Origin of the sequence: Mariprofundus ferrinatatus (genome assembly GCF_002795825.1) — a bacterium.
GTDB lineage: Bacteria > Pseudomonadota > Zetaproteobacteria > Mariprofundales > Mariprofundaceae > Mariprofundus > Mariprofundus ferrinatatus.
Genome location: NZ_CP018800.1, coordinates 1,534,308 through 1,558,161, shown reverse-complemented (window position 1 = coordinate 1,558,161; position 23,854 = coordinate 1,534,308). Strand labels below are relative to the sequence as shown.

The window sequence follows — 23,854 nt, the reverse complement described above, 5'->3', positions numbered from 1 at the left end:
GCCTAGCTGGGCTGCTCGGGAGATGAGCCGATCAGGTCGCGGGCATGCAGGGTCTGTCCACGCATCTCTTTAGAGTCGTCCGACAACAGGTAGAGATAGGCGGGAACCACGGTTGCCGCTTCCGGCACCATATCCGGATGTTCGCCGCCGTAGGTGCGCTTGAACAGCTTGGTGCGGACACGCCCCGGATTTAGCGTATTGAACCGGTAAGGTTTTTCGGGATGTTCCATCTGCCACATGGCTGCAGCATAGGCCAGCGCACGTTTGGCCAGTCCGTAGCCGTGCCAGTTGGCCTTATCCTCGGAAACCATTTCGCACGTGGTAAAGATGATCGATGCGGAAGGGGCGCGCTTGAGTAACGGCAGCATGATCTGGGTCAGCATGTTCGGTGCCGTGAGATGGATATCGAGCATTTTCCTGAAATCCTTCGTTTTCACATACTGCATCGGCGTGCAGCGCTCGATCTCGCCGGCGCAGTGCACCAGCCCGTCGAGATGCGGAATCTGATCTTTCAGGGCGAGGAACAGTTTGCCGTAATTATCGAAATCATGGAGGTCGAAAGGGATGCAGAGGCAGCGCCCGCCCAGTGACTCGATGCGCTCCATTGTCAACTGCAAACCCTCTTCGTTGCGTCCCAATGCAATCACGTTGGCACCTGCTTCACCCAATGCCGCCGCAACCTGCTGGCCGATACCATCGGATGCGCCGGTTACCATAATGATTCTATCTTTGAATTCTGACATCTGATTCCCCCTGCCTGCGGCATAGTAACGATAGCTTCCGAAAAGCACATCCTCTGATATGCGCTGCGAATTCGAAGCCGATACTGATCTTGCGAGGGGCGGCTGAATCGAAACACTGCTTTTGATCCATGGAGATATTTCTCACTACAGAAATCGAGTCTGGTGCCGATAAATAGATATTATGGGGCTGCGATCATGTTGATCTTCTTTTTCGTATTTACTGTGGTTCTTATCGCCATCGTGGGGTACATCAGGTTTGTTGCAGGGACGAACCGCTCTAAAGGAACGATGAATTAATACTGTTACAGTTTCGATTCAAGATTCGAATAAATGAAACAAATACACACTTTGCATATGGTTTGCAGATTCAACAGGTGGGGCTAAAAAATATAATATGTTTCATGTTGTAGATGATAACGAGCACGTTCGTGAGCTCATTGTTGAGTTGCTCGATGTCGCCGGATATGGCGGCAAGGCTTTCTCCTGCCCGTTTGAATATCTCGATTATGTAAACAGTGACAGCTACATCTCCCCGGTTGCGATAATCACTGATGTCCGGATGCCCAGGATGAACGGCTATGAACTGATTGAAGAAGTTCGAGAGAAATTTCCGAATCAAAAGTTCGTGGTTATTTCCGGCTATGAGGGAAAAGATGGAGCAGTTAGAACAGATCCCTGCCACTTTTTGTCCAAGCCGTTTAACCCCGAGCAACTCATAGCCGTAGCGGATGCAATCGTAAGATGTGATATGTAGAGTCTTTCAGCAGTCGGTTCGGTATCTACAGCCTTGCTAGAGGAGTCCGATCAGGAAGCGTGGCGTTGTGCATCGGGCTGTTTTCGATTGTCAAAATAACAGAAAACAGTAACGGCACGCGGTATATATCAGAAAGAACATACTCTTATAGTCCCGGGACAGGTGCCTGATACCACACTCTGGCTTGAATCGTTCTGCTTAACCCATAGCTTGCGCGGACATTTTTTCCGGAGGCTCATCATGGCCGATTATCAGTATATCTATTCGATGCAGGGGGTCGGCAAGGTTGTTGCCGGCAAGAAAGAGATTCTCAAGGACATCTGGCTCTCCTTTCTGCCGGGTGCGAAAATCGGCGTGCTGGGCCTGAACGGTGCCGGCAAATCGACACTGCTCAAGATCATGGCCGGTATTGATACGGAGATTCTCGGTGAGGCGCGTCCTGCTCCGGGTATCCGCATCGGTTATCTTTCGCAGGAGCCGGAGCTCGACCCTTCCAAGGATGTGCGTGGCAATGTCGAGGAGGCGGTGCAGCCGATCAAGGATGCACTGGCTGAACTCGATGCGGTCTATGCAGCTTACGCCGATCCCGATGCCGATTTCGACGCCATTGCCACCAAGCAGGCCAAACTCGAAGCAATTATCGAGGCGGCCGACGGCCACAATCTCGATCGCAAGCTGGAGATCGCTGCGGATGCACTGCGTCTGCCTGCATGGGATGCCGATGTGACCAAGCTGTCCGGTGGCGAACGCCGCCGTGTGGCGCTCTGCAGGCTGCTGCTTTCAGCCCCCGACATGCTGCTGCTGGATGAGCCGACCAACCATCTCGATGCCGAGTCGGTGGCTTGGCTGGAACGCTTCCTTCATGACTATTCAGGCACCGTTGTGGCAGTAACCCATGACCGTTATTTCCTTGATAACGTAGCCGGCTGGATTCTTGAACTCGATCGCGGCCGCGGTATTCCGTTCGAGGGCAACTACTCATCATGGCTGGAGCAGAAGGAGAAGCGCCTTGCCATTGAGGAGAAGCAGGAGACTGCACGCCAGAAGGCGATGAAACATGAATTGGAGTGGGTGCGTCAGGGGGCCAAGGGGCGCCATGCCAAGTCCAAGGCGCGCTTGAAGGCATTTGATGACCTCTCAAGCCGCGAGGTGCAGGAGCGTAACGCTACCAAGCAGATCTATATCCCGGTCTCCGAGCGTCTGGGCGATACCGTGATCAAGGCTGAAGGAATCAAGAAGGGTTTCGGTGACAAGGTGCTGGTGGAGAACCTCTCCTTTAACCTGCCCAGAGGAGGTATTGTCGGCATTATCGGTGCCAACGGTGCTGGCAAAACCACGCTCTTCCGGATGCTCACCGGCCAGGAGCAGCCCGACTCGGGCACGCTGACCATCGGCGAGACGGTTCAGCTCTCCTATGTCGACCAGTCGCGTGATGCGCTCGACGGCAACAAGACCGTCTGGGAGGAGATTTCCGGCGGTGCTGATTCAATGCTGCTCGGCAGGGTCGAGGTGCCGAGCCGTGCCTACTGTGGACGCTTCAACTTCAAGGGCGGCGATCAGCAGAAGAAGGTGAGCGTGTTATCCGGCGGTGAGCGCAACCGCGTGCATCTGGCCAAGATGCTGAAGTCGGGTGGCAATGTACTGCTGCTGGATGAGCCTACCAACGACCTTGATGTTGAAACCCTGCGTGCGCTGGAAGAGGCGCTACTCGACTTCCCGGGTTGTGCTGTGGTGATCTCGCATGACCGCTGGTTTCTCGACCGTGTCGCCACGCACATGCTTGCATTTGAAGGTGAGGGGCATGTCGAGTGGTTCGAGGGCAACTTCGAGGATTACGAGGCGGACAAGCGCCGCCGTCTCGGTGACGACGCCACCGAGCCGCACCGCATCAAGTACAAGAAGCTGGTCTGATCAAATCAACAAGGGCGGCCATTGGCCGCCCTTTTTAATGTCCCGTTCTGTATTCGGGTGGTTTTTTCCTGAGGCACAGATGCGTACACTTTGGCGGCAAAGAGTCTGGAGGTGTGTATGGATAAACCAGTAATAGTGATCGGGATCGGGGAGATCGGGTCGGTGTTTGCTCGGGGTGTTATGAGACTCGGCTACCCGGTCGTTCCTGTGACCCGAGAAATGGATATGACGCTGGTGGCGGATGATTTTCCGGAGCCGGAGATGGTCGTGGTCGCCGTGGCTGAGAAGGATCTGCATTCCACGCTGGCGCAGATCCCCGATGCATGGTGCGACCGGCTGGTGCTTTTGCAGAATGAACTGTTACCGCGCGACTGGGAGCCGTACGACTTCGAGAATCCCACCGTCATTTCGGTCTGGTTCGAGAAGAAGAGGGGGATGGATTCGAAGGTGGTGATCGCATCACCCGCCTTTGGCCCCAATGCAGGCGTGTTGCGCGAGGCTCTGGCTACGCTCGATATCCCGGTGCGCGAACTGGATAGTGACGAGTCGCTGCTGTTCGAGCTGGTGCTGAAAAACCTCTATATCCTGACCACCAATATCGCGGGACTGGAGTGCGGCGGCAATGTGCGCCAGCTCTGGTTGGAGCATAATGACCTGGCCTGCTCGGTAGCTGGCGATGTATTCGATATCCAGGAGTACCTCACCGGCAAGAAGCTCGACCGAAAATTTCTTATCGAAGGGATGCTGAAAGCATTCGACGGCGACCCTGAGCATGGCTGTATGGGACGTTCGGCACCGGCACGTCTGGAGCGGGCGCTGGCCATCGCTGATGAGGCGGGGCTGGAGGTGCCGACCCTGCGCCGCATTGCCGCGGCACAGAAGTAAGGCTGTCTGAACAGGAGGGCGGTATGAAAAAATATCTGATCGGAAAACCGATGCGATTCTTTTTCCTTGTAGTGAGCACGATTCTCTTGACAGGTATCTGGCTCACCGGCTTTGGAACGGCGCACTGGCTGCTCTATATTCCGGCGATCTTTTTCCTCTTTGCCGCTGCTACCGGCATCTGCCCAGGAATTATCTTCTCTAATCTGCTTTTTGGTGGGAAGCGCGATACTGAGTAACAGGTCACAATACTTCTGAGTAGAAACGATAAGTATTTCGTCCTGCTTCCTTGGCTTTGTAGAGAGCTTTGTCGGCGTGATTGATCAGCCTATCTTCATTGTCAGCATCGGCTGGATAGGCGGCCAGACCGATACTGATTCCGATATTGATTTGTTGATTCTCTATCGTGAATGGCTTGGTTAGCTCGCTGATGATTCTCTCGGATATTTCAGATGCGCGATCTCGAGAGTCGGGATGCACGAGAATGATGGCAAATTCGTCGCCACCCAAACGCGCAACGACATCGGTATCACGGCAATTTTTTGCCAGAATAGCAGCGGCCTGCTTCAGTAGCGAGTCACCAACCTGATGGCCAAAGGTATCATTAACAGGTTTGAACCTGTCGAGGTCAAGCAGCATCAGAATGACAACTTTCTTCTCGCGACGAGCCAACTTTAAAATTTCATCAAAACGACGGTGGAATTGATTGCGATTGGCAATGCCGGTTAACTGGTCGGTCATTGCCAAGCGTTGAATCTCATCCTGAGCAAGCTTGCGTTCCGTGATATCCTGCACTGTTCCATCAGAGCGGATTACATTGCCATTGTTGTCGCGCTGGTGCGCGCATACCTCATGCACCCAGCGTACTTCTTTGTTATCTTTTCGTATAATGCGGTGAATGATGTCATACGGCATATCATTATTGAGCGACTGCTGGTATCGCTGGCCCACCATATCAAGGTCGTCTGGGTGGATGGTGCTTAGGAACCCTTCGTAACTGGCCTCGAACTCACTTTGGTCAATGCCGAAAATATTAAAGATCTGATCCGACCAGCTGAGTTCATTATTTGTCAGATTAAGGCTCCAGCTACCTATATTGGCTACTTTTTGAGCCTGTGATAAGTCATCCTGCATCTTCTTTTGTTCTGTGATATCGGTTCGAATGGCAACGTACTGGAAGGGTCGGCCTGCCTCGTTTAAAAAAGGTACAATTGTGGCATTGACCCAGTAGTACCCCCCATCTTTTCGTCTGTTTTTGATCTCTCCGTGCCACACTTTGCCTGAGCCGATAGTTTGCCAAAGTTTCTCGTAGAATGCTTGGGAGTGTTCCCCAGACTTCAGAATACGGTGATTCCGATGAAGCAGTTCCTCCTGATGATAACCACTGATTTCGCAGAACTTACTATTGGCGTAGACAATGTCACCGGCGGCATCCGCAATGCTGACGATAGCATGCTGATCTAGGGTCGCCTTTTGAAAGGCTAGCTCCCTGTTGACCTCAAGAAGCTTCCGCTCCTTGTCTCTTAATTCCAAAGTAAGGGAAAGCACTGAGGTGCAGCGTGTCAGGAAGTCGACATGTTTCTGATTATACTCAGTGCCGTGGGGAAGGTAGAGGACCAGCACACCAAGTACGTGCTTGCCAGAGAGAATCGGTACGCTGTAGTGCCCATGCGGAGGCATGTCTGCATACATTTTTTCGTGGCCCTCGTTAATACAGCTAGCATGAACTGGCGAGCCTGTTGACGCAGCCTTGCCACAGAGACATTCACCAAAACTGATTTTGGCACAGCCGTCGATGATGGAGTCATCCAAATTGCGTTGTGCTTCCAGCTTCAGAACCGGCTTTTCACCGGGGCGCTTAATAGTGAGAAAAATGCCTGCCTTGGGCTGCAAAGAGAGCCAGCTTAGCGAAAGTAGTTCATCCAGAAAAAGGTGCAGCATCTGATTCTGATCAACACTTGTAGATGCGATCGAGAATAACCGGCTCAGTGTACGGCTGTTCTCTTCATGTTGATTTATGGGCTCACTCTTGGCCATTTTCGCCTCCTAATTGCTGGCAAATGGTGCATTTGGCGACTGTAAGCCTATTTTCTATGCGATCTTTTTGCCGCTTGCAAGGGCTAGTGGAAGTCAGTATTCACTGCAGTTCAATCGGATTCGGTCACCAGGTCGGCACCGAGTTCCTTCGCGAATAGTTATCTAGGCCAGCGATTACGGCACCCGGCGTCTGCAAGGATGTGTCGTGTATTGCGTCGACGCGGCAGAAACAGAGAGGCCCGGTAATGCCGGGCCTCTCTGTATATTGAGAGTGATAAGCTTAGCTGATCTCCATCAGACACTCGTCCGGGTTGACGCTGTCACCCTCGGCGACATGGATTGCCTTGATGGTACCGGAGACAGGTGCAAACACCTGATTTTCCATCTTCATCGCCTCGACTGTCATGACGGTATCACCGGCCTCGACATGGTCGCCAACGGCAACGCTGACGGTCACCACGCGACCCGGCATCGGTGTGGTAACATCGCTGTCACTCCGCGCTTTAGGCCTGCGAGAGCCTTTGGATGCCTTCCTGGTGTCGATCCTTCCCTCGATGGATGGCACCACCTCGGTGAGCGATTCCACCATCACCTCTTCAAGGATGTTATCCACCTTCACATAGAACGGACGCACATCCTCGCTCTTGTGGCCGGAGCCCTCGATCTTGATGTTGTACTGCTCGCCGTGGATGGTGATATTGAACTCGGTAGGCGCCAGCGATTGTGCTGTAACCACCTCTGAGTGTGCTCCAGCCGGTTCTGTCGGGGCCTCAAGCGGTTCCGGGTTGAAATGACCGCTTTCGCGCTCTTCGAAGAACTGCAGTGCTATGGTCGGAAACATCGCATAGGAGAGAACATCCTCCACCGATTTCGCTTTGTCACCGATTTCCCGGGTCAGGGCGTCCATCTCATTCTGCAGCAGATCGGCCGGCCGCACATCAATCGGTTCCTCATCGCCAATCGCCAGCTTTCGTACATCCTCGTTGATTATGCCGAGTGCCTTGCCGTACATCCCCTTGAGATAGGACTTGGTTTCATTGGTAATCACCTTGTACTTCTTGCCCGAAACGACATTGAGTACCGCCTGAGTGCCGACGATCTGGCTGGTCGGGGTGACCAGTGGCGGGTAACCAAAATCCTTGCGCACGCGAGGAATCTCATCGAGCACCTCATCCATCTTATCCTGTGCACCCTGCTCTTTGAGCTGGTTGGCGAGATTGGAGATCATGCCGCCGGGAATCTGGTTGATGAATACACGGGTATCCATGCGGGTGGCATCGGACTCGAAGCGGGAATATTTCTTGCGTACTTCACGGAAGTGGGCAGCTACAGCCTGCAGTGCCACCAGATCGAGCCCTGTGTCGTACTCGGTGCCGGCGAAGGCGGCTACCATCGATTCGGTCGCCGGATGGCTGGTGCCGCCTGCAAGCGGGCTGATAGCCGTGTCGATAATGTCACAACCGGCATGCACAGCTTCCCACTGCACCATCTCGGCAACGCCGGATGTGGCGTGGCAATGAAGGTGCAGCGGAATCGAGACCTCGTTTTTAAGTGCTGAAATCAACTCACGGGTGTTGACCGGGGTCAGCAGGCCGGCCATATCCTTGATTGCCAAAGTGTCGCACCCCATATCCTCAAGCCCTTTACCGAGATCGACAAAATACTCAAGCGTGTGCACGGGGCTGGTCGTGTAGCAGATCGTGCCTTCGGCGTGACGGTTATTGGCCTTCACCTGTTTGATTGCCGTACGTACGTTGCGCAGGTCGTTCATGGCATCGAAGACGCGGAATACATCCACACCGTTGGCCGAAGCCATATCGACGAACTTCTGCACCACATCATCGGCATAATGGCGATAGCCAAGCAGGTTCTGACCGCGCAACAGCATCTGGATACGGGTGTTCGGCAGCGCTTTGTTCAGCTCGCGCAGGCGTACCCAGGGCCCCTCCTTAAGGTAACGCAGGCAGGTGTCGAAAGTGGCGCCGCCCCAGGCCTCGACCGACCAGTAACCGATTTTATCCAGTTTGTCGCAGATCGGCAGCATATCATCGAGCCGCATACGAGTGGCCAGCAGCGACTGGTGGCCGTCACGCAGGGCCAGTTCGGTAATCGCCAGTTTTTTCTTTGCTTCATTCATAATTATATTCCTTCAGCAGGGTGCATTTTTCGGCACACGGACGTGCCGCAGCTAAGCCGTAAGCGACTGCAAAACGACGCTTTTGCAGTCGCATCCAAAGGGACATGACAGGAAGCCATGAACCCATATCCATTATGCGTCACAGACCGCAGTGGGCTGCAATCGCCACTGCTACAGCCGCCGCGATATCTTCACGCGTCTTCTTCTGTTTGTAGTTGAGCAACTCGGGATGCTTGTCCATAAAACCGGTATCGAATTCGCCCTGCATGAACACATCCGATCCGGCAATCGCGCTGTAGAATGGCAGAGTGGTGCGTACGCCGCGGATGTCGTACTCGGCCAGGGCACGCTTGGATCGGCGAACGGTGCTCTCCCAGTCAGGACCGGAAACGGTCAGCTTGGCACACATTGAGTCGTAGTGGGGCGGGATCTCGTAGCCGGCATAAACGCAGCCGTCGACACGGATACCCGGTCCGCCGGGCGAGTTATAGCGGGTGATGCGGCCCGGTGTCGGCAGAAAACCGTTCTTCGGATCTTCTGCATTGATCCGGAATTCGATGGCGAACCCGTGAAACGAGAGCTCCTCCTGTGTGAAGGGCAGCGGCTTGCCTTCGGCAATGGCAATTTGCTGTGCCACGATATCCACATCGGTGATGGTTTCGGTAATGGTGTGCTCTACCTGCAGGCGCGTGTTCATCTCCATAAACCAGAAGTTGTGATCCTTATCGACGAGGAATTCGACCGTACCGGCATTGACATAGTTGACTGCTTTTGCCGCTTTCACGGCCACGGCACCCATCTCAGCTCGCAGCTCAGGCGTCAGAAAATTACTCGGGGCAATCTCGATGAGCTTCTGGTTGCGGCGCTGGATTGAGCAGTCACGCTCGAAGAGGTGCACCACGTTGCCATGCGAATCGGCCAGTATCTGGAATTCGATATGGTGCGGCTCGACAATGCACTTCTCCATGAACAGGGCATCATCGCCGAATGCGGCAGTGGCTTCTCGTTTGGTGATATCATAGTTCTCGCGCAGCTCGGCATCATTGTCGCAGCGACGGATGCCGCGTCCGCCGCCACCGGCAGCAGCCTTGAGCATCACCGGATACCCCATGTCGTTGGCAAGCACGAGAGCTTCATCAATGCTGGAAAGTTCACCCTCGGACCCGGGGATGACCGGCACGCCGGCAGCAATCATCGACTCGCGCGCCTTGGTCTTGCTGCCCATGTCGCGGATGGCATCGGGGGAGGGGCCAATATAGGTCATGCCAGCTTCGGTCACGCGCCGTGCAAACTCATCGTTTTCGGAGAGGAATCCGAAACCGGGGTGCACGGCATCGCAGCCGGTCTCAACAGCGATGGTCACAATACGGTGGATGTTGAGATAGCTCTTGACCGGATCAGGTCCGATCATCACCGCGAAATCGGCCTTTTTTACATGCAGCGCGTTGGCGTCGGCCTCGGAATAGATGGCAACTGCCTTGATGTCGAGTTCACGACAAGCGCGAATAATTCGGATGGCACATTCGCCGCGATTGGCGATGAGAATGCGTTTAAACAATGTCACGCTCCTTGCCCTGATGGGGTGGCGATCATACCGGTTGGCCTGCCTCGCAGTAAACCGGTTTGTTTCTCAAGTGGAGGGTGTTCCAGACGACAAAAATGATGCGACCTGATCCGGAAATGCGCGCGTATCAACAGGCTTGGCAATATAACCCGTAAAGCCCGCCTCAAGAATTTTCTCCATGTCGCCACTCATGGCGTGGGCAGTCAGAGCGACAACAGGGGTGTTGCAGAGCGCGGGTATCGCTTTGATCTGCTGCAGGATCGCGTAACCATCCATTTTCGGCATCTGAATATCGAGCAGGATCAGATCCGGGAATAGGTTCTCGATCTGCTCAAGGAATGCTTTGCCATCCTCTGCTGTGGTCACTTCTGCACCGTGGGCCTCCAGGATGGCGCTGAAGAGCATCAGTATGCCCTCGGTATCATCCACGACGGCTATTTTTATGCCTGAAAAGTCCCTCATTTGATGACCACTTCACCATGGTGACAATAGGCGAGCCTGTTGCCCCCCTTTGCTTTGGCGATCTGAATCAGGCTGTGGCAGTTTTGCATAAGTTTTTCAGCTGTATCACCATCCTCCGGGAAGAGAGATATGGACGCGCAACAGGTTAGGCCATGTTCACCCAGCATATCTTCGCCAGGGAACGGGTAGGCCTCGATCAGGTTTTTCAGCCGTTTTGTCACCAGTAGTGCCCCCTCCAGTTCGGTCTGGGTCAGGATCATTGCGAACTCATCTGTCCTGTGGCGGGTGGCAATGTCGGAGCCTCTCAAATTCTTCATGAAAAAGTCGCCTACCTTGCGCAGGGCCGAGTGTACATAACCCTCGTTTGCGCATTCACTGAAACGGGCAAACTCATCAAGATCAACAAGTATGCAGGCGAGATTCTGATCGTTGCGTTTGGAGCGGGAGAGCTCCTGTCCAAGGCGGATCTGGAAGTAGCGATGGTTGAGCAGTCCGGATATTTCATCTTTGAGGCCGGCCTGATACGGGTAGAGGGTCTCAAAATAGTGGATCTCCTGCAGCAGTTGTCCCTGGGTGAAGGCCTCCTTGCTGACACACTCTTCAATATGTCCCATCAGGCGCATCCTTTCGGCAACCGTCAGTTCTTTGGCTGTGACAACGATGATAGGGATATCCTGGGTGCTGGGATGCTGCTTCAGTTGCTCTGTCACCTCAAATCCATCCATGCCGGGCATCATGAGGTCCAGAATGATAACATCCGGCTCAACCTGTTCGGCCAGCCTCAGGCCATCAGGGCCGTTGGCTGCAGCGTGCACCCTGTATCCCTGTGCTGAGAGGGTGGCGGTATAGAGTTCACGGATGTTTTCGTCATCGTCGATGGCCAGCACATGCATGGTGCGGTGTTTGCTGTGCAGGCCTTTGCCGAGATTATGCAGCTTGGAGGTGAGTAGTTCACGGTCAATCGGCTTGGTCAGATAGTCGGTGGCACCCAAGGCAACGCCCAGCTCCTGATTCTCTGAAACGGAGCAGATGATGACAGGAATATCGCAGGTCTCTGCCTCACTCTTTAGTTCCTGGAGTACTTCCCAGCCATCTTTGTCGGGCATCATGATATCGAGAAGAATGAGAAACGGCCGTTTTTTGATGGCAATATTCAACGCTTCATCGCCATTTCTGGCATGGCAGACCCTGTAGCCGGCCCCGGAGAGGTAGAGGGTGGTTATCTCCAGCGAGTGGGCATCATCATCGACGACAAGAATCAACGGCGCATTTTCCCTGACTCTGCTCGAACCCAATGGAGGTTCTCCAATCAGGTCAGGCCCAGTTGCCGGGATACCAGATGATTTGGCCGCTTTAGGTCGCTTGGTTTCCACCGGCAGCGTGAAGGTAAAGCAGCTGCCTTGGCCAACCGCACTCTCCACCGTGATGGTGCCGCCATGCATTTCAATCAACTGTTTGGTGAGTGTCAGTCCAAGTCCGGTGCCCTCAAAGTTACGCGAATGAGATCCGTCAACCTGCTCAAACGGATTGAAGATGATCTTCTGATCCTCAGGGCTGATGCCGATACCCTGATCGTATACTGCGATCGATAGGGAGGCGTAAAGCTCCTCCTCGCCACTGATAAAGGAGGCCTTGTCGAAATTGACGACAATCGTGACCTCACCACCCTCGGGACTGAACTTGATCGCATTGGAGCAGATATTGTAGAGGATCTGCTTGAACTTCGTGCGGTCGAGGAAGATGTCAGGCAACCCGGCGTCACACTGGAGGTTCAGTGTGACGTTCTCTTTGGTTGCATACCCCTCAAGCACCAGCATGATCTCCTCAAAGAGCGTTGCAACGCTGACCTTCTCTAGCTTGAGACTCATTTTTCCGGCCTCTATCTTCGAGAGATCAAGGATGCCGTTAATCAGCTCCAGGAGATGTTTGCCGGATACATTGATGTTCTTCAGGTACTTGCTCTGGGCCTCGTTGAGGGGGCCGATAAAGCCGTCGAGAAGAAATTCGGAGAAGCCATTGATCGAGGTGAGCGGGGTGCGTAGTTCGTGTGACATGTTGCTCAGGAATTGCGATTTGGCCTTGTTGGCGCGGGTTAGTTCCTCGTTGGCCTTCGTCAGGTCTGCAGTGCGCTCCATGATGCGAGATTCCAGATGTTCGTTGAGCGACTTGAGTTCCTCTTTCTCCTGTTCAATGGCCTGAAAGAGATGTGCTTTCTGGATCGCGTGTGCCGCCTGATTGGCAAGCAGATCAAGAATGCAGACCTGATTCTCATCATAGTCACGGGGGGTGAAGTCATTGACGTAGAGGATGCCAACAATATCACCGCCCAGCGTCAGCGGTACTGCAACAAGCGCTTTTACCCCTTCATTGGCAAGGACGGTGTTGAGAGAGAATGTGTCTGATTTGGATATATCGTTGATCACGAATGGTTTGCGCTCGGTAAGGATGCGCTCGGTCAGCCCTCCCTCCCTGATGATCCACGGCTCCTGCGTTTCAAACCCTTCGGAGAAGCCGGAAGCCGTATGCAGGGAGAGGGCCCGGGTTGAATGATTGTAGAGCGAAATGGTTCCCGCCTGGGATCCGGTAACCTGCATCGCTTCGTGCAGCACAAGCTTGAGCATCAGTGACAGGCTGCCGCTGGTGTTGAGCTGGCGCCCGACACGGTTGAGTTTCTCGAACTCGGCGAGCATGCGCTCAACCTGTTCCTTTTCATTTTTTCGCTTGCGTACCTGATCATAGAAGAAGTGTGCGGCCTTCCCCTCCATTATCTCCACATCGGTTGAGAAATGCTGGCGTAACTGTTTGGAAACTTCGCTGCAGCCTGTGACATTAATAGCCATGTCACATTCAGGAAGTTTATCAACACTGTAACAGATGGGGATGGCTCTGGTTTCAGCCAGCTGCAGTGCCGGCGCATCAATGCGGGAGTCAGAAATTGCAACCACCTCAATGTTACTGTCATCCAGCAACACATCGAGTAGGGCTTTGCCGCCTTGGCCCGCCCCCGCAATTGCAAGCCTGAATGTACGCTGCTGCGTCACGCCACTTCTGGCTGCTGCAGGTATTGCCTGACACACTGCAGGACTGAAGGTATATCGAATGGCTTGCTGATAAAATCCGTTGCGCCGCGAGAGATGGCTGTTTCGCGTTCTTCATCTTCAGGAAGAGCGCTTACCATGACGATGGGCAATTCAGTACCATAGAGTTCGCGCAACCTGGCCAGTACCTGGTAACCGGTCATGCCTGGCATGGTGATATCCATCAGCACGAGCGACGGACGTCTCTCTTCGGCAAGGGCTAGTGCGCGGGCTCCATCAGCCGCCTCCCTTACGACATAGTTCGAGGACTCAAGAACTGCGACCTGCATTTCACGGATCGAGTCGTTATCATCAACAATTAGAATCATGGTCACTCCTGTGAGTGGATGGAAAGTTGACGCAATGTCTATCTATATAATTTCTAAATAACAAGCCATTTTGTCTGATTTGGTCATTAATTTGACGAAACAGCCTTGCCTGACGGCAATCAGGTGCCAGGCAGGGCAGAAGATCGTCATATTTTCGACATGGATCACTTTTGATCCGGCCTGATTGTCATCAGTTCCGCCGCTTGCCGATATTGTGAAATCGCGTAATGTCCGCAATCATCTTTACTGGTAACTTCAGTTGCTTGTAAAGGCCGTTATTGGGGGAGTACTGCAATGTTTGGACTTGGAACAACAGAGCTGATTTTGATCCTGATTATTGTCGTGGTGCTATTCGGCGCCAAGCGGTTGCCACAGGTTGGGGCAGGGCTTGCCAAGGGAATCAAGAGCTTTCGCAGCAATATTTCTGATGATGACAAAAAGGACGAATCTTCGGTCGATTCTGCTGACGAGTCTGTCGAGAAAAAGTAACAGCTCCCATTGGGGTTTGAACTACCATGCCTGATATCGGATTTTTGGAGCTGCTTCTTGTCGGCGTAATCGCCTTTCTGGTGCTGGGGCCTGAGCGTATGCCAGAGCTCTTCTCACAGGTCGGTCGCGTGGTGCGCAAAGGACGCGACTGGGTCAGTGATGTAAAACGCCAGATCGATGAGGAGACCGCACCGCTATCAACACCGGTTACCGAGATCAAGGATGCTCTGAGCGAAGGCGATATCAGCGACATCAACAAAGAGATTATGAAAAAGCACGGGCAGGTGATCGATCCGGCCGTAGCGCTTGGTTCTGCAGCCGGCAAAGCTAAAGATGGGGATCCGCAGAATAGAGATGAGGCTTCGAAGTGAGCCGGGATGAGATGGAAGAGAAGGGGGCGCTGGACGATTCGGGCAAGAGTATTCTCCTGCATCTGGCTGAACTGCGCCGCCGCTTCAGCATAGCCGTTGTCGCATACATGATCGGCGTCATGGTGCTGATAAATTTCTCTGAGCCGGTATTCGATTTCATCTCTGAACCACTCAGGGCAGCACTGCCTGAAGGCACGCCATTGGTGTTTCTCAATGCTCCTGATGTCTTTTTTACCTACCTGAAGATCGCGCTGGTATTAAGCCTGTTTGCCACTTCACCTGTAACCCTCTATCAGTTCTGGGCTTTTGTAGCCCCCGGCCTCTACCGTCACGAGAGAGAGGCATTCTCATCCTACTTCTTCGGCAGTCTGGGGTTGTTGCTGGCCGGCGGTGCTTTCGCCTTTTATATTGTATTTCCACTGATCTTCGAGTTTTTCCTCAGCTTCTCCACGGAGAATATCCAGGCCATGCCGGCGGTGAAGGAGTACCTCTCGCTGGTGCTGAAGCTGCTCTTCGCCTTTGGTGTCAGCTTCCAGATCCCGATTGTGATCATGCTGCTGGTTCGGCTGAATATTGTGGATGCCGAGTCACTGGCGGACAAGCGTCGCTATGTGATAGTATGGGCATTCGTCTTTGCAGCCATTCTCACTCCGCCCGATATCATCTCTCAGGTACTGTTGGGGGTTCCGATGTTGCTGCTCTATGAGGTCGGTCTCTATCTCGCGAAGATGAAAAAACGGAAAACCGAAAAGGAAATTGAAAATGTCTAAGCTGTTCGTCGCGATTGCCATTATGCTCATGCCAACACTCGTCCTGGCCCACAGCGGCCATGGTCATATCGAGGCCGTATCCATCTGGCACTGGTTACTTGAATTCGATCACATCGGCTGGATTGTCCCGGTAGCAATTGTTCTGTTTGTGGCTGTAAAGCGTGGATGGCTGAACAAAAGCGTGTGAATCATATCTTCACTTCTGATCAGGAGAGGCTCTGTAAGAATGCGTTAGAAGATATCGGGGCTGTTTCTCAAGCAATTAATGGGGATGGGGTGGATTCCCCTGCCGGAATGTGCTCATTTTCCCTAAACTGATTTTTCACCTATACTCGTTGTGAGCAGGGTATCTCTCAGGTGCACTGCTTGGAGCCGCTTCAACCATTATCGCGAGACAGGGCAGAAGGCGTGGCAGTTTGCATGATCGTTATATCAAGGTGTCTGCACCAGCCGCTGAATTATGGCTGAAACTCTTATATCTATTACGGAGAAGCTTATGGGGTTTCTGAACAGACAGGTGTTTCTACTGGGGAACCTTGTAGAGCGCCTTTGGCCATTTAATAGGGAGGCCGGGACAAAAATGCTCCTTAGCCATGGGGGCGATACAGATGAATTTTATTCGGGTAGTGAGAAGCGCAGGCATGTGCGCTTCCCGGTCTCCCTCTCGGTGCGGCATAACCTGGAGTTGCCACTGCTCTGCAAGGATTATGTGCTCAATGCGAGCAAGGGCGGCGTTTTTATTCAGTGCGAGGATCCTTTTCCGGTCGACACAATTCTTATACTCCACTTCTATATCCCGCCGGAGGAGAAGCTGCTGGCCGAATTCAGTGGTGAGGTTACTGAGATTAGTGACGGCTCGAAATATGCAGCCGGTATGCATATAAAGTTTTTTCACTACAGTGATGAAGATATGAAACGCTTTTTATCGTATCTTGAAGAGAGCAAGAAACTGCTGGATGTTAATGGCTGACACGCTTCATGCTTAGCCGTTGATCAGGACAGCCTCTCCGACAGCACTGTTCTCAAACAGGTCAAGCATATCTTTGTTTTTCATGCGGATGCAGCCGTGCGAGGCGGGGGTGCCGATCTTATCCTCTTCGTGGGTGCCATGGATGTAGATAAAACGCCGATGTGTATCAACCTTGCCGCGGCGGTTTTTACCGGTTTCGCAACCTGTCAGCCATAAAATGCGGGTAAGAATCCAGTCCCTGTCCGGATCATCGTTTTCAGGATCATAAATGCAGAACGGCTCGCGTGACCGGAATGCCGTGAGCAGTGGCAAGCCATCCCCGATCTTTTTGGCAATGCGGTGCCTGCCAAGCGGTGTTTTAAAACTCCCCGAAAGGTTGCCAGCACCTTTGGCTGCAGTGGAAACAGGGTAAGCGTACCAGACGCCTGTTTTACGCCGGTGGTAGAGCATCTGTTCAGAGAGCGAGATAATTATCACTGGGCCAGTGTAGCCCGAACATTTGAATATTTCACGACTACTATTGCATTGTCTCTGGCAGTCGCTTCGCTAGAGTGCCAGTCCCTGATGACGAGAAAGGCATTCAAGCGATGAAAGAGAGACACGAACATATCCTCGGCGAAGTGGTGCGGGCCTACCTCGGCTCCGGCCAGCCTGTTGGATCACGCACGATTTCCCAACAGGGAGACCTTGGTCTTTCCCCTGCATCGATCCGCAATGTGATGGCCGAGCTCGAACGGCAGGGAATGCTTGCCTCACCGCATACCTCTGCTGGACGCGTGCCGACCGATTCGGGGTTGCGTTATTTTGTTGATTCACTGATGGCGGTCGATCCAGATATCAATCGTCAGCTGGAGACATCCATGCCGGGGCACCTCGGCAACGCATCCGAGCGCAGCATGCTGTTGAAAAAGGCCACCGATGAGCTGGCGAGTCTGACCCATTTTGCCGGCATGGTGTGGGTCCATGAACAGGGGTTCAACCGCATCAACAGGATCGAGTTGGTGCCGGTCTCATCCGAAAAGGTGCTGGCGGTGATTGTGACCGATAGCGGCGAAGTGCAGAACCGCCTGGTTGCACGCCCCAGGGAGATCGGTGACCAGAGGCTATACGAAATCTCTCAGCGGCTTAACGAACTGCTCTCAGGCTGCAGCCTTGAAGAGGTACGGTCACGACTGCAGCGCGAGATGGAATCAGATCGCCTGAGGGTGCGACATCTTCTCGAGGACTTGAAACGTTGGGCCGATGCCCCCACAGAGGGTCAGACTGAGATGTTTGTCAGCGGTCAGCGCCAACTGCTTGAGATGCCTGAGTTTGCCGTGGTGGATACGATCCGCTCGCTGATGGCTGCGATTGAAGAGCGTGAACAGCTGTTGCATCTGGTTGAACAGGTGGAGCGTGAAGAGAGTGGCGTGAAGGTGTTTATCGGCTCCGAGCATGCGCTGGTGAACATGGAGCAGGTATCCGTGGTGCTGTCGCACTATTCGGGACCGGCCAATATTGTCGGCACGCTTGGTGTGATCGGGCCAAGACGCATGCACTACGAACGTGTGATGCCGATCGTGGATTGTACGGCCAAGTGGGTGAGCAGAATGCTCTCCGGTGGCCTTAACGCGAAATAAGACAGGTAGAGTAGGAGTGGCACATTGACTGCAAAGAAGAAAAAAGAAGCGAAAGCGACAGTGGAAAAGGATCAGGCGATTCAGCTCGATGAGAATGGCGATGAGGTGATGCCTGAAATCGAGATTGAGGTCGATCCGCTCGAGGCTGCCGAGGCAGAGATTGCTGAGCTCAAAGACAGGCTTCTGCGCACGCATGCAGAGATGGAAAATCTGCGCAAGCGTACCGAACGCCAGATTGCTGATGCACATAAATTCGGCGTAGAGAAATTCGCCACCTCACTGCTCGATGTCATGGACAATCTTGAGCGTGCTCTGGCCGTTGAATCGGGTAACGAGGAAGCTGTGCGTGAAGGTATTCAGCTGACGCTGAATAGCTGGCACGAGATGATGAAACGCTTCGAAGTGGTTCGCATCGATGCAACTGGCGAGGTGTTTGATCCGCACCTGCACGAGGCGCTTTCACAGATGCCGAGTGAGGAGCCGGCAGGTACGGTAATCGCCCAGCATGTTGCCGGTTACACGCTGCACGGCCGCCTGATCAGGCCGGCCAAGGTGCTGGTCTCCAGCGGCCCTGCATGATTCTAACGGGTGGCAAGAGGGCTGTGGCTTTCAGCCGGAGCAGGGTTCTCTTACTCAAAATATTTTTATTAAGGGGTTGAAAACGGGAAATCCTCCCCCCATAAACACTTTCAAGACAGTTTTAACGTAAGTTTTTACCTATATTCAGGAGTACGAAGAAATGGCAAAAGTAATTGGAATTGACCTCGGCACCACCAACTCGTGTGTAGCCGTAATGGAAGGCGACAAGGCTAAGGTGATCGCCAACAGCGAAGGCGACAACACCACCCCGTCCGTTGTTGCATTTACCGCTGATGAGCGGTTGGTTGGCGCATCTGCCAAGCGCCAGATGGTGACCAACCCGGACAAGACATTCTACGCGGTGAAGCGACTGATCGGCCGCAAGTTCGATTCGGCAGAGGCGAAGCACCATAAGGAGCTGGTCTCCTATCCGCTGGTAAAAGCCGACAACGGCGATGCCTGGTTGGAGGCTGACGGCAAGAAGATGAGCCCGCAGGAGATCTCTGCGATTACGTTGCAGAAGATGAAAAAGACTGCCGAAGATTATCTGGGCGAAACTGTAAAGGATGCGGTGATTACCGTTCCTGCCTACTTCAACGACTCCCAGCGCCAGGCGACCAAGGATGCCGGCGCAATCGCCGGCCTGAATGTACTGCGTATCGTTAACGAGCCGACGGCTGCGGCACTCGCTTACGGTCTGGATAAAACCGAAGAGAATCACCTGATTGCCGTTTACGACTTGGGTGGTGGTACTTTCGATATCTCGATTCTTGAGATCGGTGACGGTGTTTTCGAAGTGAAGGCGACCAACGGCGATACCTTCCTTGGCGGTGAGGATTTCGACCAGGTGCTGATCAAGTATCTGGCAGCAGAGTTCAAGAAAGAGCATGGTGTTGACCTGATGAAAGACAAGCTGGCTCTGCAGCGTCTGAAAGAGGCAGCCGAAAAGGCCAAAATCGAACTCTCTTCAAGCACTCAGACCGAAGTGAACCTGCCGTTTATCACGGCTGACGCATCCGGACCGAAACATCTTCTGATCAAGCTTTCACGTGCCAAGTTCGAGAGCCTTGTTGGTGATCTGGTCGAGAAATCGATCGAGCCATGCAAGCAGGCGCTCAAGGATGCCGGTGTCAAAGCTGCAGATATCCACGAAGTGGTGCTGGTCGGTGGTATGACCCGTATGCCGCTGGTGCAGCAGAAGGTGCAGGAGTTCTTCGGCCGTGAGCCGCATAAGGGTGTAAATCCGGATGAGGTGGTTGCGATCGGTGCTGCGATTCAGGGTGCGGTACTCACAGGTGATGTGACCGATGTACTGTTGCTGGACGTAACCCCGCTATCCCTCGGTATTGAGGTTGAGGGTGGCCTGTTCAACAAGATTATCGAGAAGAACACCACCATTCCGACCAAGAAGAGCCAGACCTATACTACGGCTGCCGACAACCAGACGGCCGTGACCATCAAGGTGGCACAGGGTGAGCGCGATCTTTTCGCGGCCAACAAGCAGCTCGGCCTGTTCAATCTTGAAGGTATTGCGCCGGCACCGCGCGGCATGCCGCAGATCGAGGTGACCTTCGATATCGACGCCAACGGCATTATGCACGTGCATGCCAAGGATAAGGGTACCGGCAAGGAGACCTCCATTCGCATCGAGTCCGGCTCCGGCCTCTCTGAGGAGGAGATCGAGCGCATGAAGAAGGATGCTGAGGCCAATGCTGATGCGGATAAGAAGCTGAAAGAGAAGATCGAAGCGAAGAATCGTGCCGATGCACTGGTCTACTCCACCGAGAAGTCGCTGAAAGAGCATGGTGACAAGGTGGATGAGGCGACTCGCAAGGAAATTGAGGAGGCACTCGAGGCGCTGAAGAAGGCGATCGAGGGTGGAGATACCGACACCATCGCTGCCGCTGAAGAGAAGCTTGCTGAGAAAGCACAGAAGCTGGGTGAGGCGATCTACCAGCAGATGCAGCAGGAGCAGGCTGAAGCTGCAGGTGGCGAAGCTGCCGGTGCGTCATCCAAGAAGAATGATGATGATGTTCTCGATGCTGAAGTCGTGGATGAAAACGACAAAAAGTAAGGCGTGAGCCGAGACGTGAGAGGAGCGGGGGCTTTAGGGTCTGCCGCTCCTTTTCACATCTGTTCGATGTGAGCAGAGAGCGTGAACGAGTAACGATAGCAGGGAGTGAGTGTGTCCAAACGCGATTATTATGAAGTACTGGGTGTAGCCAAGGATGCCGATGAGAACGCCATCAAGCGTGCTTATCGAAAACTGGCGATGAAATACCATCCGGACCGTAACCCGAACGATGATAAGGCGGCGGAAAACTTCCGCGAGGTGACCGAGGCCTACGAAGTGCTCACCGATGAATCCAAACGCAAACGATACGACCAGTATGGCCATGCAGGTGTGGATGAGCAGATGCAGGACTTCTGGGGCCGTGGGGGCGCCCAGGATTCACATGCCTTCCGTGATTTCGGCGATATGTTCGGTGATGTGTTCGGCGATATGTTCGGTTTCGGCGGCGGTGGTCGTGCCACGCGTGGTGCAGACCTGCGCTACAATCTCACAGTTACCCTCGAAGAGGCGGCGAGTGGAAAAGAGGTTGAACTCAATATTCCCAAGCATGAAAACTGCGACACATGCCATGGCAGTGGTGCCAAGCCCGGTTCTAATCCGGTTCCATGTTCTACCTGTGGCGGCCATGGTCAGGTACAGATGCAGCAGGGTTTCTTCGCCGTGCGCCGTACATGTCCTAGCTGCCACGGTTCCGGCACACGTATCGAATCGCCATGCCAGAGTTGCGGTGGTTCGGGCCGAACAAGAGTGAACAAGAAGCTGAAAGTGAAGGTGCCGGCCGGTGTTTATGATGGTGCACAGGTGCGTGTCAGCGGTGAGGGCGAAGCGGGTGAACATGGAACGCCGGCGGGTGATCTCTACATTGTTATTTCACTCAAACCGCACAAGATCTTCGAGCGCGATGGTGCCGACCTCTACTGTACGATGCCTGTGACATTCCCGCAGGCCGCTCTGGGTGCGGAGGTCGATGCTCCGACGCTGGAAGGCAAGATCAAGATCAGGATTCCTGCCGGAACCGAGGGTGGGCGCGTATTCCGTCTGCGCGGCCACGGTGTGCCGGATGTGCGTGCCGGTGGCCAGAAGGGTGACCTCTATGTGCGCATGCAGATTGCCGTGCCGAAGAAGATGAGTTCGAAGCAGGAGCAGTTGCTGCGTGAATTTGCCGATGAGACAGGTGATGATGTCTATCCGGAGCGCTCCTCTTTTCTGGGAAAGGTTAAGGATTTCTGGGAAGATCTTTCCAAGGAGGGCAGGTAATGTCTGACATGAGAATCATTGTAGTCGGTGCTTCCGGACGCATGGGACGTATGCTGGTGCGTGCGGTCAGCGGCAGTAAAGGCACCATTCTGGCCGGTGCGACTGAGCGGCCGGGTTCACCGTTTATCGGTCGCGATGCAGGAGAACTGGCCGGTGTCGAAACACTGGGTGTTGGGGTTGTCGACGACATCAACAGCTGTGCGGAGGCTGATGTGGTGATCGATTTCACTTCCCCGGTGGCGACGCTGAACCATGCCAATTTTGCGGCCAGTCGCGGCATGGGTATGATCATTGGGACAACCGGGTTTGAACCGGGGCAGCTCGACGAGCTGAAGGAGATCCTTTCCGGATCACCTGTTGTGATGGCAGCCAACTATTCGGTAGGCGTGAATCTGGCGTTAAGCCTGATTGAGCGGGCTGCTGAGGTGCTGGACGAGGATTACGATGCCGAGATATTCGAGGCGCATCACAAGCATAAGGTGGATGCTCCGAGTGGTACGGCACTGGCTATGGGGCGTGCGCTGGCAGCAGGCCGCTGCGTACCGCTGGAAGAGGTGGCGGTTTACTCCCGTGAAGGCATTACCGGTGCCAGAAAGCCCGGATCGATCGGCTTTTCGGTGGTACGAGGCGGCAATATAGTCGGCGAACATCAGGCGATGTTTATCGCCGATGAAGAGCGTATCGAGATCAACCATGTCGCTGCTGATCGTATGGTTTTCGCCAAGGGCGCCGTACGCGCTGCCTCGTGGTTGATGGATAAGAGTGCAGGCTGGTACGATATGCAGGATGTGCTGAACCTGAGAAACTGATCAGCTCCGGCATTGTGTAGCATTGAATTGAACCCGGCCTGCGTGGCCGGGTTCTTTGTTTTACTGCCCATATTCAGGGGTGCGACAAAATGTCGCGCCCTCTGATTGTTCCTGCTAAGCTTATCCTTAATGAAACACATCCCGGGGAACGGATAAGGAATTCGCAATTAACATCACGGAGGTGTATGAGTATGGATAGAGATCAGACGGAACATCTGGATATAGAGCGTCGTACGATGCTGAAAGGGGCCGGTGCACTGGGGCTGGGTGCACTGGCATCGAGTGCGGCACTGGCCGGCATCGGTGAGGCGTTTGCCGCCGATGACCATTCGATGCACCACGGCCATGCCACCGGCGCCAAGAATGCAAAGATGATCGAAGCGCTACACAACTGTATGCGCACCGGGGATGACTGCATTCACCACTGCCTGATCGAGTTCAAGGCGGGCGATACCGCCATGGCCGACTGCGCCAGGATCGTGCTGGAAACCGGCGCTTTCTGTGCAGCCCACGCCAAGCTGGTGACGATGGACTCAGCATATATGAAGGAGTTGTGCGAACTCTCCATCAAGATGTGCGGTGCCTGTGAGAAGGAGTGTCGCAAGCACGAGAAGAAACATTCGACCTGCAAGGCGTGCGCCGATGCCTGTGCTGATTGTATCAAGGAGTGCAAGAGCTACCTGAAGGCGTAGTTCTTAGTACGCTGAAAACATACTGGCCCGGGTTTGTCCCGGGCTTTTTATTATCTGCGACAATTTGCCCAATTGGATGCAAGGCTACGATGGCTATTGTTTCACCCCAAGTCGGGCATGAGGGCTGGCCCAAGCCAACTGGCTCTCTTGTCCGCACAATTCTCGTGCCATATTTCCCTCCGGAACATATTCGCAAGCCCGGTCCTCACTCAGGCCGGGCTTTTTGCTGTTTGAAGTGTAATTGTAAATGATTCTATGCGCTGAAAATGGAAGGTTGTGCCGGAGCAGCAGGACTATCCCGGGGATGAGACAACGACCATGCCCCTCC

The 23,854-nt window shown here is 53.9% G+C and carries 23 protein-coding genes; 15 read left to right on the top strand and 8 right to left on the bottom strand.

All coding sequences use genetic code 11. The features are described 5' to 3' along the window. Positions 1-2 precede the first annotated feature (2 nt). Complete coding sequence (locus tag Ga0123462_RS07525; RefSeq protein WP_100265745.1) at positions 3-743, bottom strand: SDR family NAD(P)-dependent oxidoreductase; 741 nt, start codon at positions 741-743, stop codon at positions 3-5. 394 nt (positions 744-1,137) lie between these two features. Between Ga0123462_RS07525 and Ga0123462_RS07520 the strand changes: the two genes are divergently transcribed. The 4 genes from Ga0123462_RS07520 (at position 1,138) to Ga0123462_RS07505 (ending at position 4,529) form a co-directional block, all read left to right on the top strand. Beyond that, positions 1,138-1,497, top strand: a complete 360-nt coding sequence (locus Ga0123462_RS07520; protein WP_100265744.1) for a response regulator — start codon at positions 1,138-1,140, stop codon at positions 1,495-1,497. Between the two features lie 240 nt (positions 1,498-1,737). After that, the gene (gene ettA / locus Ga0123462_RS07515) at positions 1,738-3,408 is read left to right on the top strand and encodes an energy-dependent translational throttle protein EttA (RefSeq protein WP_100265743.1); all 1,671 of its coding nucleotides are present in this window, start codon (positions 1,738-1,740) and stop codon (positions 3,406-3,408) included. A 117-nt stretch (positions 3,409-3,525) separates the two neighbouring features. Beyond that, entirely contained in the window at positions 3,526-4,293 is a 768-nt protein-coding gene (locus Ga0123462_RS07510) for a hypothetical protein (protein WP_100265742.1), read from the top strand. A gap of 23 nt (positions 4,294-4,316) precedes the next feature. Next, entirely contained in the window at positions 4,317-4,529 is a 213-nt protein-coding gene (locus Ga0123462_RS07505; protein ID WP_100265741.1) for a hypothetical protein, read from the top strand. A 4-nt stretch (positions 4,530-4,533) separates the two neighbouring features. Here the strand turns inward: Ga0123462_RS07505 and Ga0123462_RS07500 are convergent, their stop codons facing one another. The 6 genes from Ga0123462_RS07500 to Ga0123462_RS07475 form a co-directional block, all read right to left on the bottom strand. After that, the gene (locus tag Ga0123462_RS07500) at positions 4,534-6,327 is read right to left on the bottom strand and encodes a sensor domain-containing diguanylate cyclase (protein WP_100265740.1); all 1,794 of its coding nucleotides are present in this window, start codon (positions 6,325-6,327) and stop codon (positions 4,534-4,536) included. A 280-nt stretch (positions 6,328-6,607) separates the two neighbouring features. Next, a complete protein-coding gene (oadA, locus tag Ga0123462_RS07495) occupies positions 6,608-8,464 on the bottom strand; it encodes a sodium-extruding oxaloacetate decarboxylase subunit alpha (RefSeq protein WP_100265739.1) in 1,857 nt (618 codons plus the stop codon). A gap of 139 nt (positions 8,465-8,603) precedes the next feature. Further along, on the bottom strand, positions 8,604-10,022 hold the full coding sequence (locus Ga0123462_RS07490) for an acetyl-CoA carboxylase biotin carboxylase subunit (protein ID WP_100265738.1): 1,419 nt from the start codon (positions 10,020-10,022) through the stop codon (positions 8,604-8,606). 72 nt (positions 10,023-10,094) lie between these two features. Further along, positions 10,095-10,457, bottom strand: a complete 363-nt coding sequence (locus tag Ga0123462_RS07485) for a response regulator (protein ID WP_232726401.1) — start codon at positions 10,455-10,457, stop codon at positions 10,095-10,097. 29 nt (positions 10,458-10,486) lie between these two features. After that, positions 10,487-13,567 carry a response regulator gene (locus Ga0123462_RS07480; protein ID WP_232726400.1) on the bottom strand — a complete coding sequence of 1,027 codons (3,081 nt, stop codon included), beginning with the start codon at positions 13,565-13,567 and terminating at the stop codon, positions 10,487-10,489. Next, positions 13,528-13,896 (bottom strand): response regulator, encoded by a 369-nt coding sequence (locus tag Ga0123462_RS07475; RefSeq protein ID WP_100265735.1) that lies wholly within the window; start codon positions 13,894-13,896, stop codon positions 13,528-13,530. The genes Ga0123462_RS07480 and Ga0123462_RS07475 overlap by 40 nt, the downstream gene beginning before the upstream one ends. A 294-nt stretch (positions 13,897-14,190) precedes the next feature. On the opposite strand from Ga0123462_RS07475, the gene tatA reads away from it, so the two are divergent. From tatA to Ga0123462_RS07450, 5 genes are all read left to right on the top strand, one after another. Then, positions 14,191-14,385, top strand: coding sequence for a twin-arginine translocase TatA/TatE family subunit (gene tatA, locus Ga0123462_RS07470; RefSeq protein WP_100265734.1), 195 nt, complete (start codon positions 14,191-14,193; stop codon positions 14,383-14,385). 26 nt (positions 14,386-14,411) lie between these two features. After that, the gene (tatB, locus tag Ga0123462_RS07465; protein ID WP_100265733.1) at positions 14,412-14,756 is read left to right on the top strand and encodes a Sec-independent protein translocase protein TatB; all 345 of its coding nucleotides are present in this window, start codon (positions 14,412-14,414) and stop codon (positions 14,754-14,756) included. Next, on the top strand, positions 14,753-15,526 hold the full coding sequence (gene tatC, locus Ga0123462_RS07460; protein ID WP_198507315.1) for a twin-arginine translocase subunit TatC: 774 nt from the start codon (positions 14,753-14,755) through the stop codon (positions 15,524-15,526). The genes tatB and tatC overlap by 4 nt, the downstream gene beginning before the upstream one ends. Next, positions 15,519-15,713 carry a hypothetical protein gene (locus Ga0123462_RS07455; protein WP_100265732.1) on the top strand — a complete coding sequence of 65 codons (195 nt, stop codon included), beginning with the start codon at positions 15,519-15,521 and terminating at the stop codon, positions 15,711-15,713. Before tatC ends, Ga0123462_RS07455 begins: the two co-directional genes overlap by 8 nt. A 309-nt stretch (positions 15,714-16,022) precedes the next feature. After that, complete coding sequence (locus tag Ga0123462_RS07450) at positions 16,023-16,496, top strand: PilZ domain-containing protein (protein ID WP_100265731.1); 474 nt, start codon at positions 16,023-16,025, stop codon at positions 16,494-16,496. 12 nt (positions 16,497-16,508) lie between these two features. Here Ga0123462_RS07450 and Ga0123462_RS07445 read toward each other — a convergent pair whose 3' ends face one another. Next, positions 16,509-16,973: a L,D-transpeptidase gene (locus tag Ga0123462_RS07445; RefSeq protein ID WP_100265730.1), complete on the bottom strand. Its 465-nt coding sequence runs from the start codon at positions 16,971-16,973 to the stop codon at positions 16,509-16,511. A 74-nt stretch (positions 16,974-17,047) separates the two neighbouring features. Here Ga0123462_RS07445 and hrcA point away from each other — a divergent pair, with 74 nt between their 5' ends. The 6 genes from hrcA to Ga0123462_RS07415 all read left to right on the top strand — a co-directional run bounded on the left by hrcA (position 17,048) and on the right by Ga0123462_RS07415 (position 23,526). Continuing rightward, positions 17,048-18,115: a heat-inducible transcriptional repressor HrcA gene (gene hrcA, locus Ga0123462_RS07440; RefSeq protein ID WP_157821310.1), complete on the top strand. Its 1,068-nt coding sequence runs from the start codon at positions 17,048-17,050 to the stop codon at positions 18,113-18,115. A 24-nt stretch (positions 18,116-18,139) separates the two neighbouring features. Beyond that, a complete protein-coding gene (gene grpE, locus Ga0123462_RS07435) occupies positions 18,140-18,694 on the top strand; it encodes a nucleotide exchange factor GrpE (RefSeq protein ID WP_100265728.1) in 555 nt (184 codons plus the stop codon). 160 nt (positions 18,695-18,854) lie between these two features. After that, positions 18,855-20,768, top strand: a complete 1,914-nt coding sequence (gene dnaK, locus Ga0123462_RS07430) for a molecular chaperone DnaK (protein ID WP_100265727.1) — start codon at positions 18,855-18,857, stop codon at positions 20,766-20,768. Positions 20,769-20,879: 111 nt separating this feature from the next. After that, positions 20,880-22,025 carry a molecular chaperone DnaJ gene (gene dnaJ, locus Ga0123462_RS07425; protein ID WP_100265726.1) on the top strand — a complete coding sequence of 382 codons (1,146 nt, stop codon included), beginning with the start codon at positions 20,880-20,882 and terminating at the stop codon, positions 22,023-22,025. Continuing rightward, entirely contained in the window at positions 22,025-22,834 is an 810-nt protein-coding gene (dapB, locus tag Ga0123462_RS07420; RefSeq protein WP_100265725.1) for a 4-hydroxy-tetrahydrodipicolinate reductase, read from the top strand. Before dnaJ ends, dapB begins: the two co-directional genes overlap by 1 nt. A gap of 191 nt (positions 22,835-23,025) precedes the next feature. Then, positions 23,026-23,526: a Csp1 family four helix bundle copper storage protein gene (locus tag Ga0123462_RS07415; protein ID WP_157821309.1), complete on the top strand. Its 501-nt coding sequence runs from the start codon at positions 23,026-23,028 to the stop codon at positions 23,524-23,526. Positions 23,527-23,854 lie beyond the last annotated feature (328 nt).

Coding starts and splice junctions, on each gene's coding strand:
- Ga0123462_RS07500 (WP_100265740.1), bottom strand. CDS start 6,327: ATGGCCAAGAGTGAGCCCATAAATCAACATGAAGAGAACAGCCGTACA.
- dnaK (WP_100265727.1), top strand. CDS start 18,855: ATGGCAAAAGTAATTGGAATTGACCTCGGCACCACCAACTCGTGTGTA.
- Ga0123462_RS07525 (WP_100265745.1), bottom strand. CDS start 743: ATGTCAGAATTCAAAGATAGAATCATTATGGTAACCGGCGCATCCGAT.
- Ga0123462_RS07455 (WP_100265732.1), top strand. CDS start 15,519: ATGTCTAAGCTGTTCGTCGCGATTGCCATTATGCTCATGCCAACACTC.
- dapB (WP_100265725.1), top strand. CDS start 22,025: ATGTCTGACATGAGAATCATTGTAGTCGGTGCTTCCGGACGCATGGGA.
- oadA (WP_100265739.1), bottom strand. CDS start 8,464: ATGAATGAAGCAAAGAAAAAACTGGCGATTACCGAACTGGCCCTGCGT.
- Ga0123462_RS07475 (WP_100265735.1), bottom strand. CDS start 13,896: ATGATTCTAATTGTTGATGATAACGACTCGATCCGTGAAATGCAGGTC.
- Ga0123462_RS07450 (WP_100265731.1), top strand. CDS start 16,023: ATGGGGTTTCTGAACAGACAGGTGTTTCTACTGGGGAACCTTGTAGAG.
- Ga0123462_RS07505 (WP_100265741.1), top strand. CDS start 4,317: ATGAAAAAATATCTGATCGGAAAACCGATGCGATTCTTTTTCCTTGTA.
- Ga0123462_RS07520 (WP_100265744.1), top strand. CDS start 1,138: ATGTTTCATGTTGTAGATGATAACGAGCACGTTCGTGAGCTCATTGTT.
- tatA (WP_100265734.1), top strand. CDS start 14,191: ATGTTTGGACTTGGAACAACAGAGCTGATTTTGATCCTGATTATTGTC.
- Ga0123462_RS07510 (WP_100265742.1), top strand. CDS start 3,526: ATGGATAAACCAGTAATAGTGATCGGGATCGGGGAGATCGGGTCGGTG.
- ettA (WP_100265743.1), top strand. CDS start 1,738: ATGGCCGATTATCAGTATATCTATTCGATGCAGGGGGTCGGCAAGGTT.
- tatB (WP_100265733.1), top strand. CDS start 14,412: ATGCCTGATATCGGATTTTTGGAGCTGCTTCTTGTCGGCGTAATCGCC.
- Ga0123462_RS07415 (WP_157821309.1), top strand. CDS start 23,026: ATGGATAGAGATCAGACGGAACATCTGGATATAGAGCGTCGTACGATG.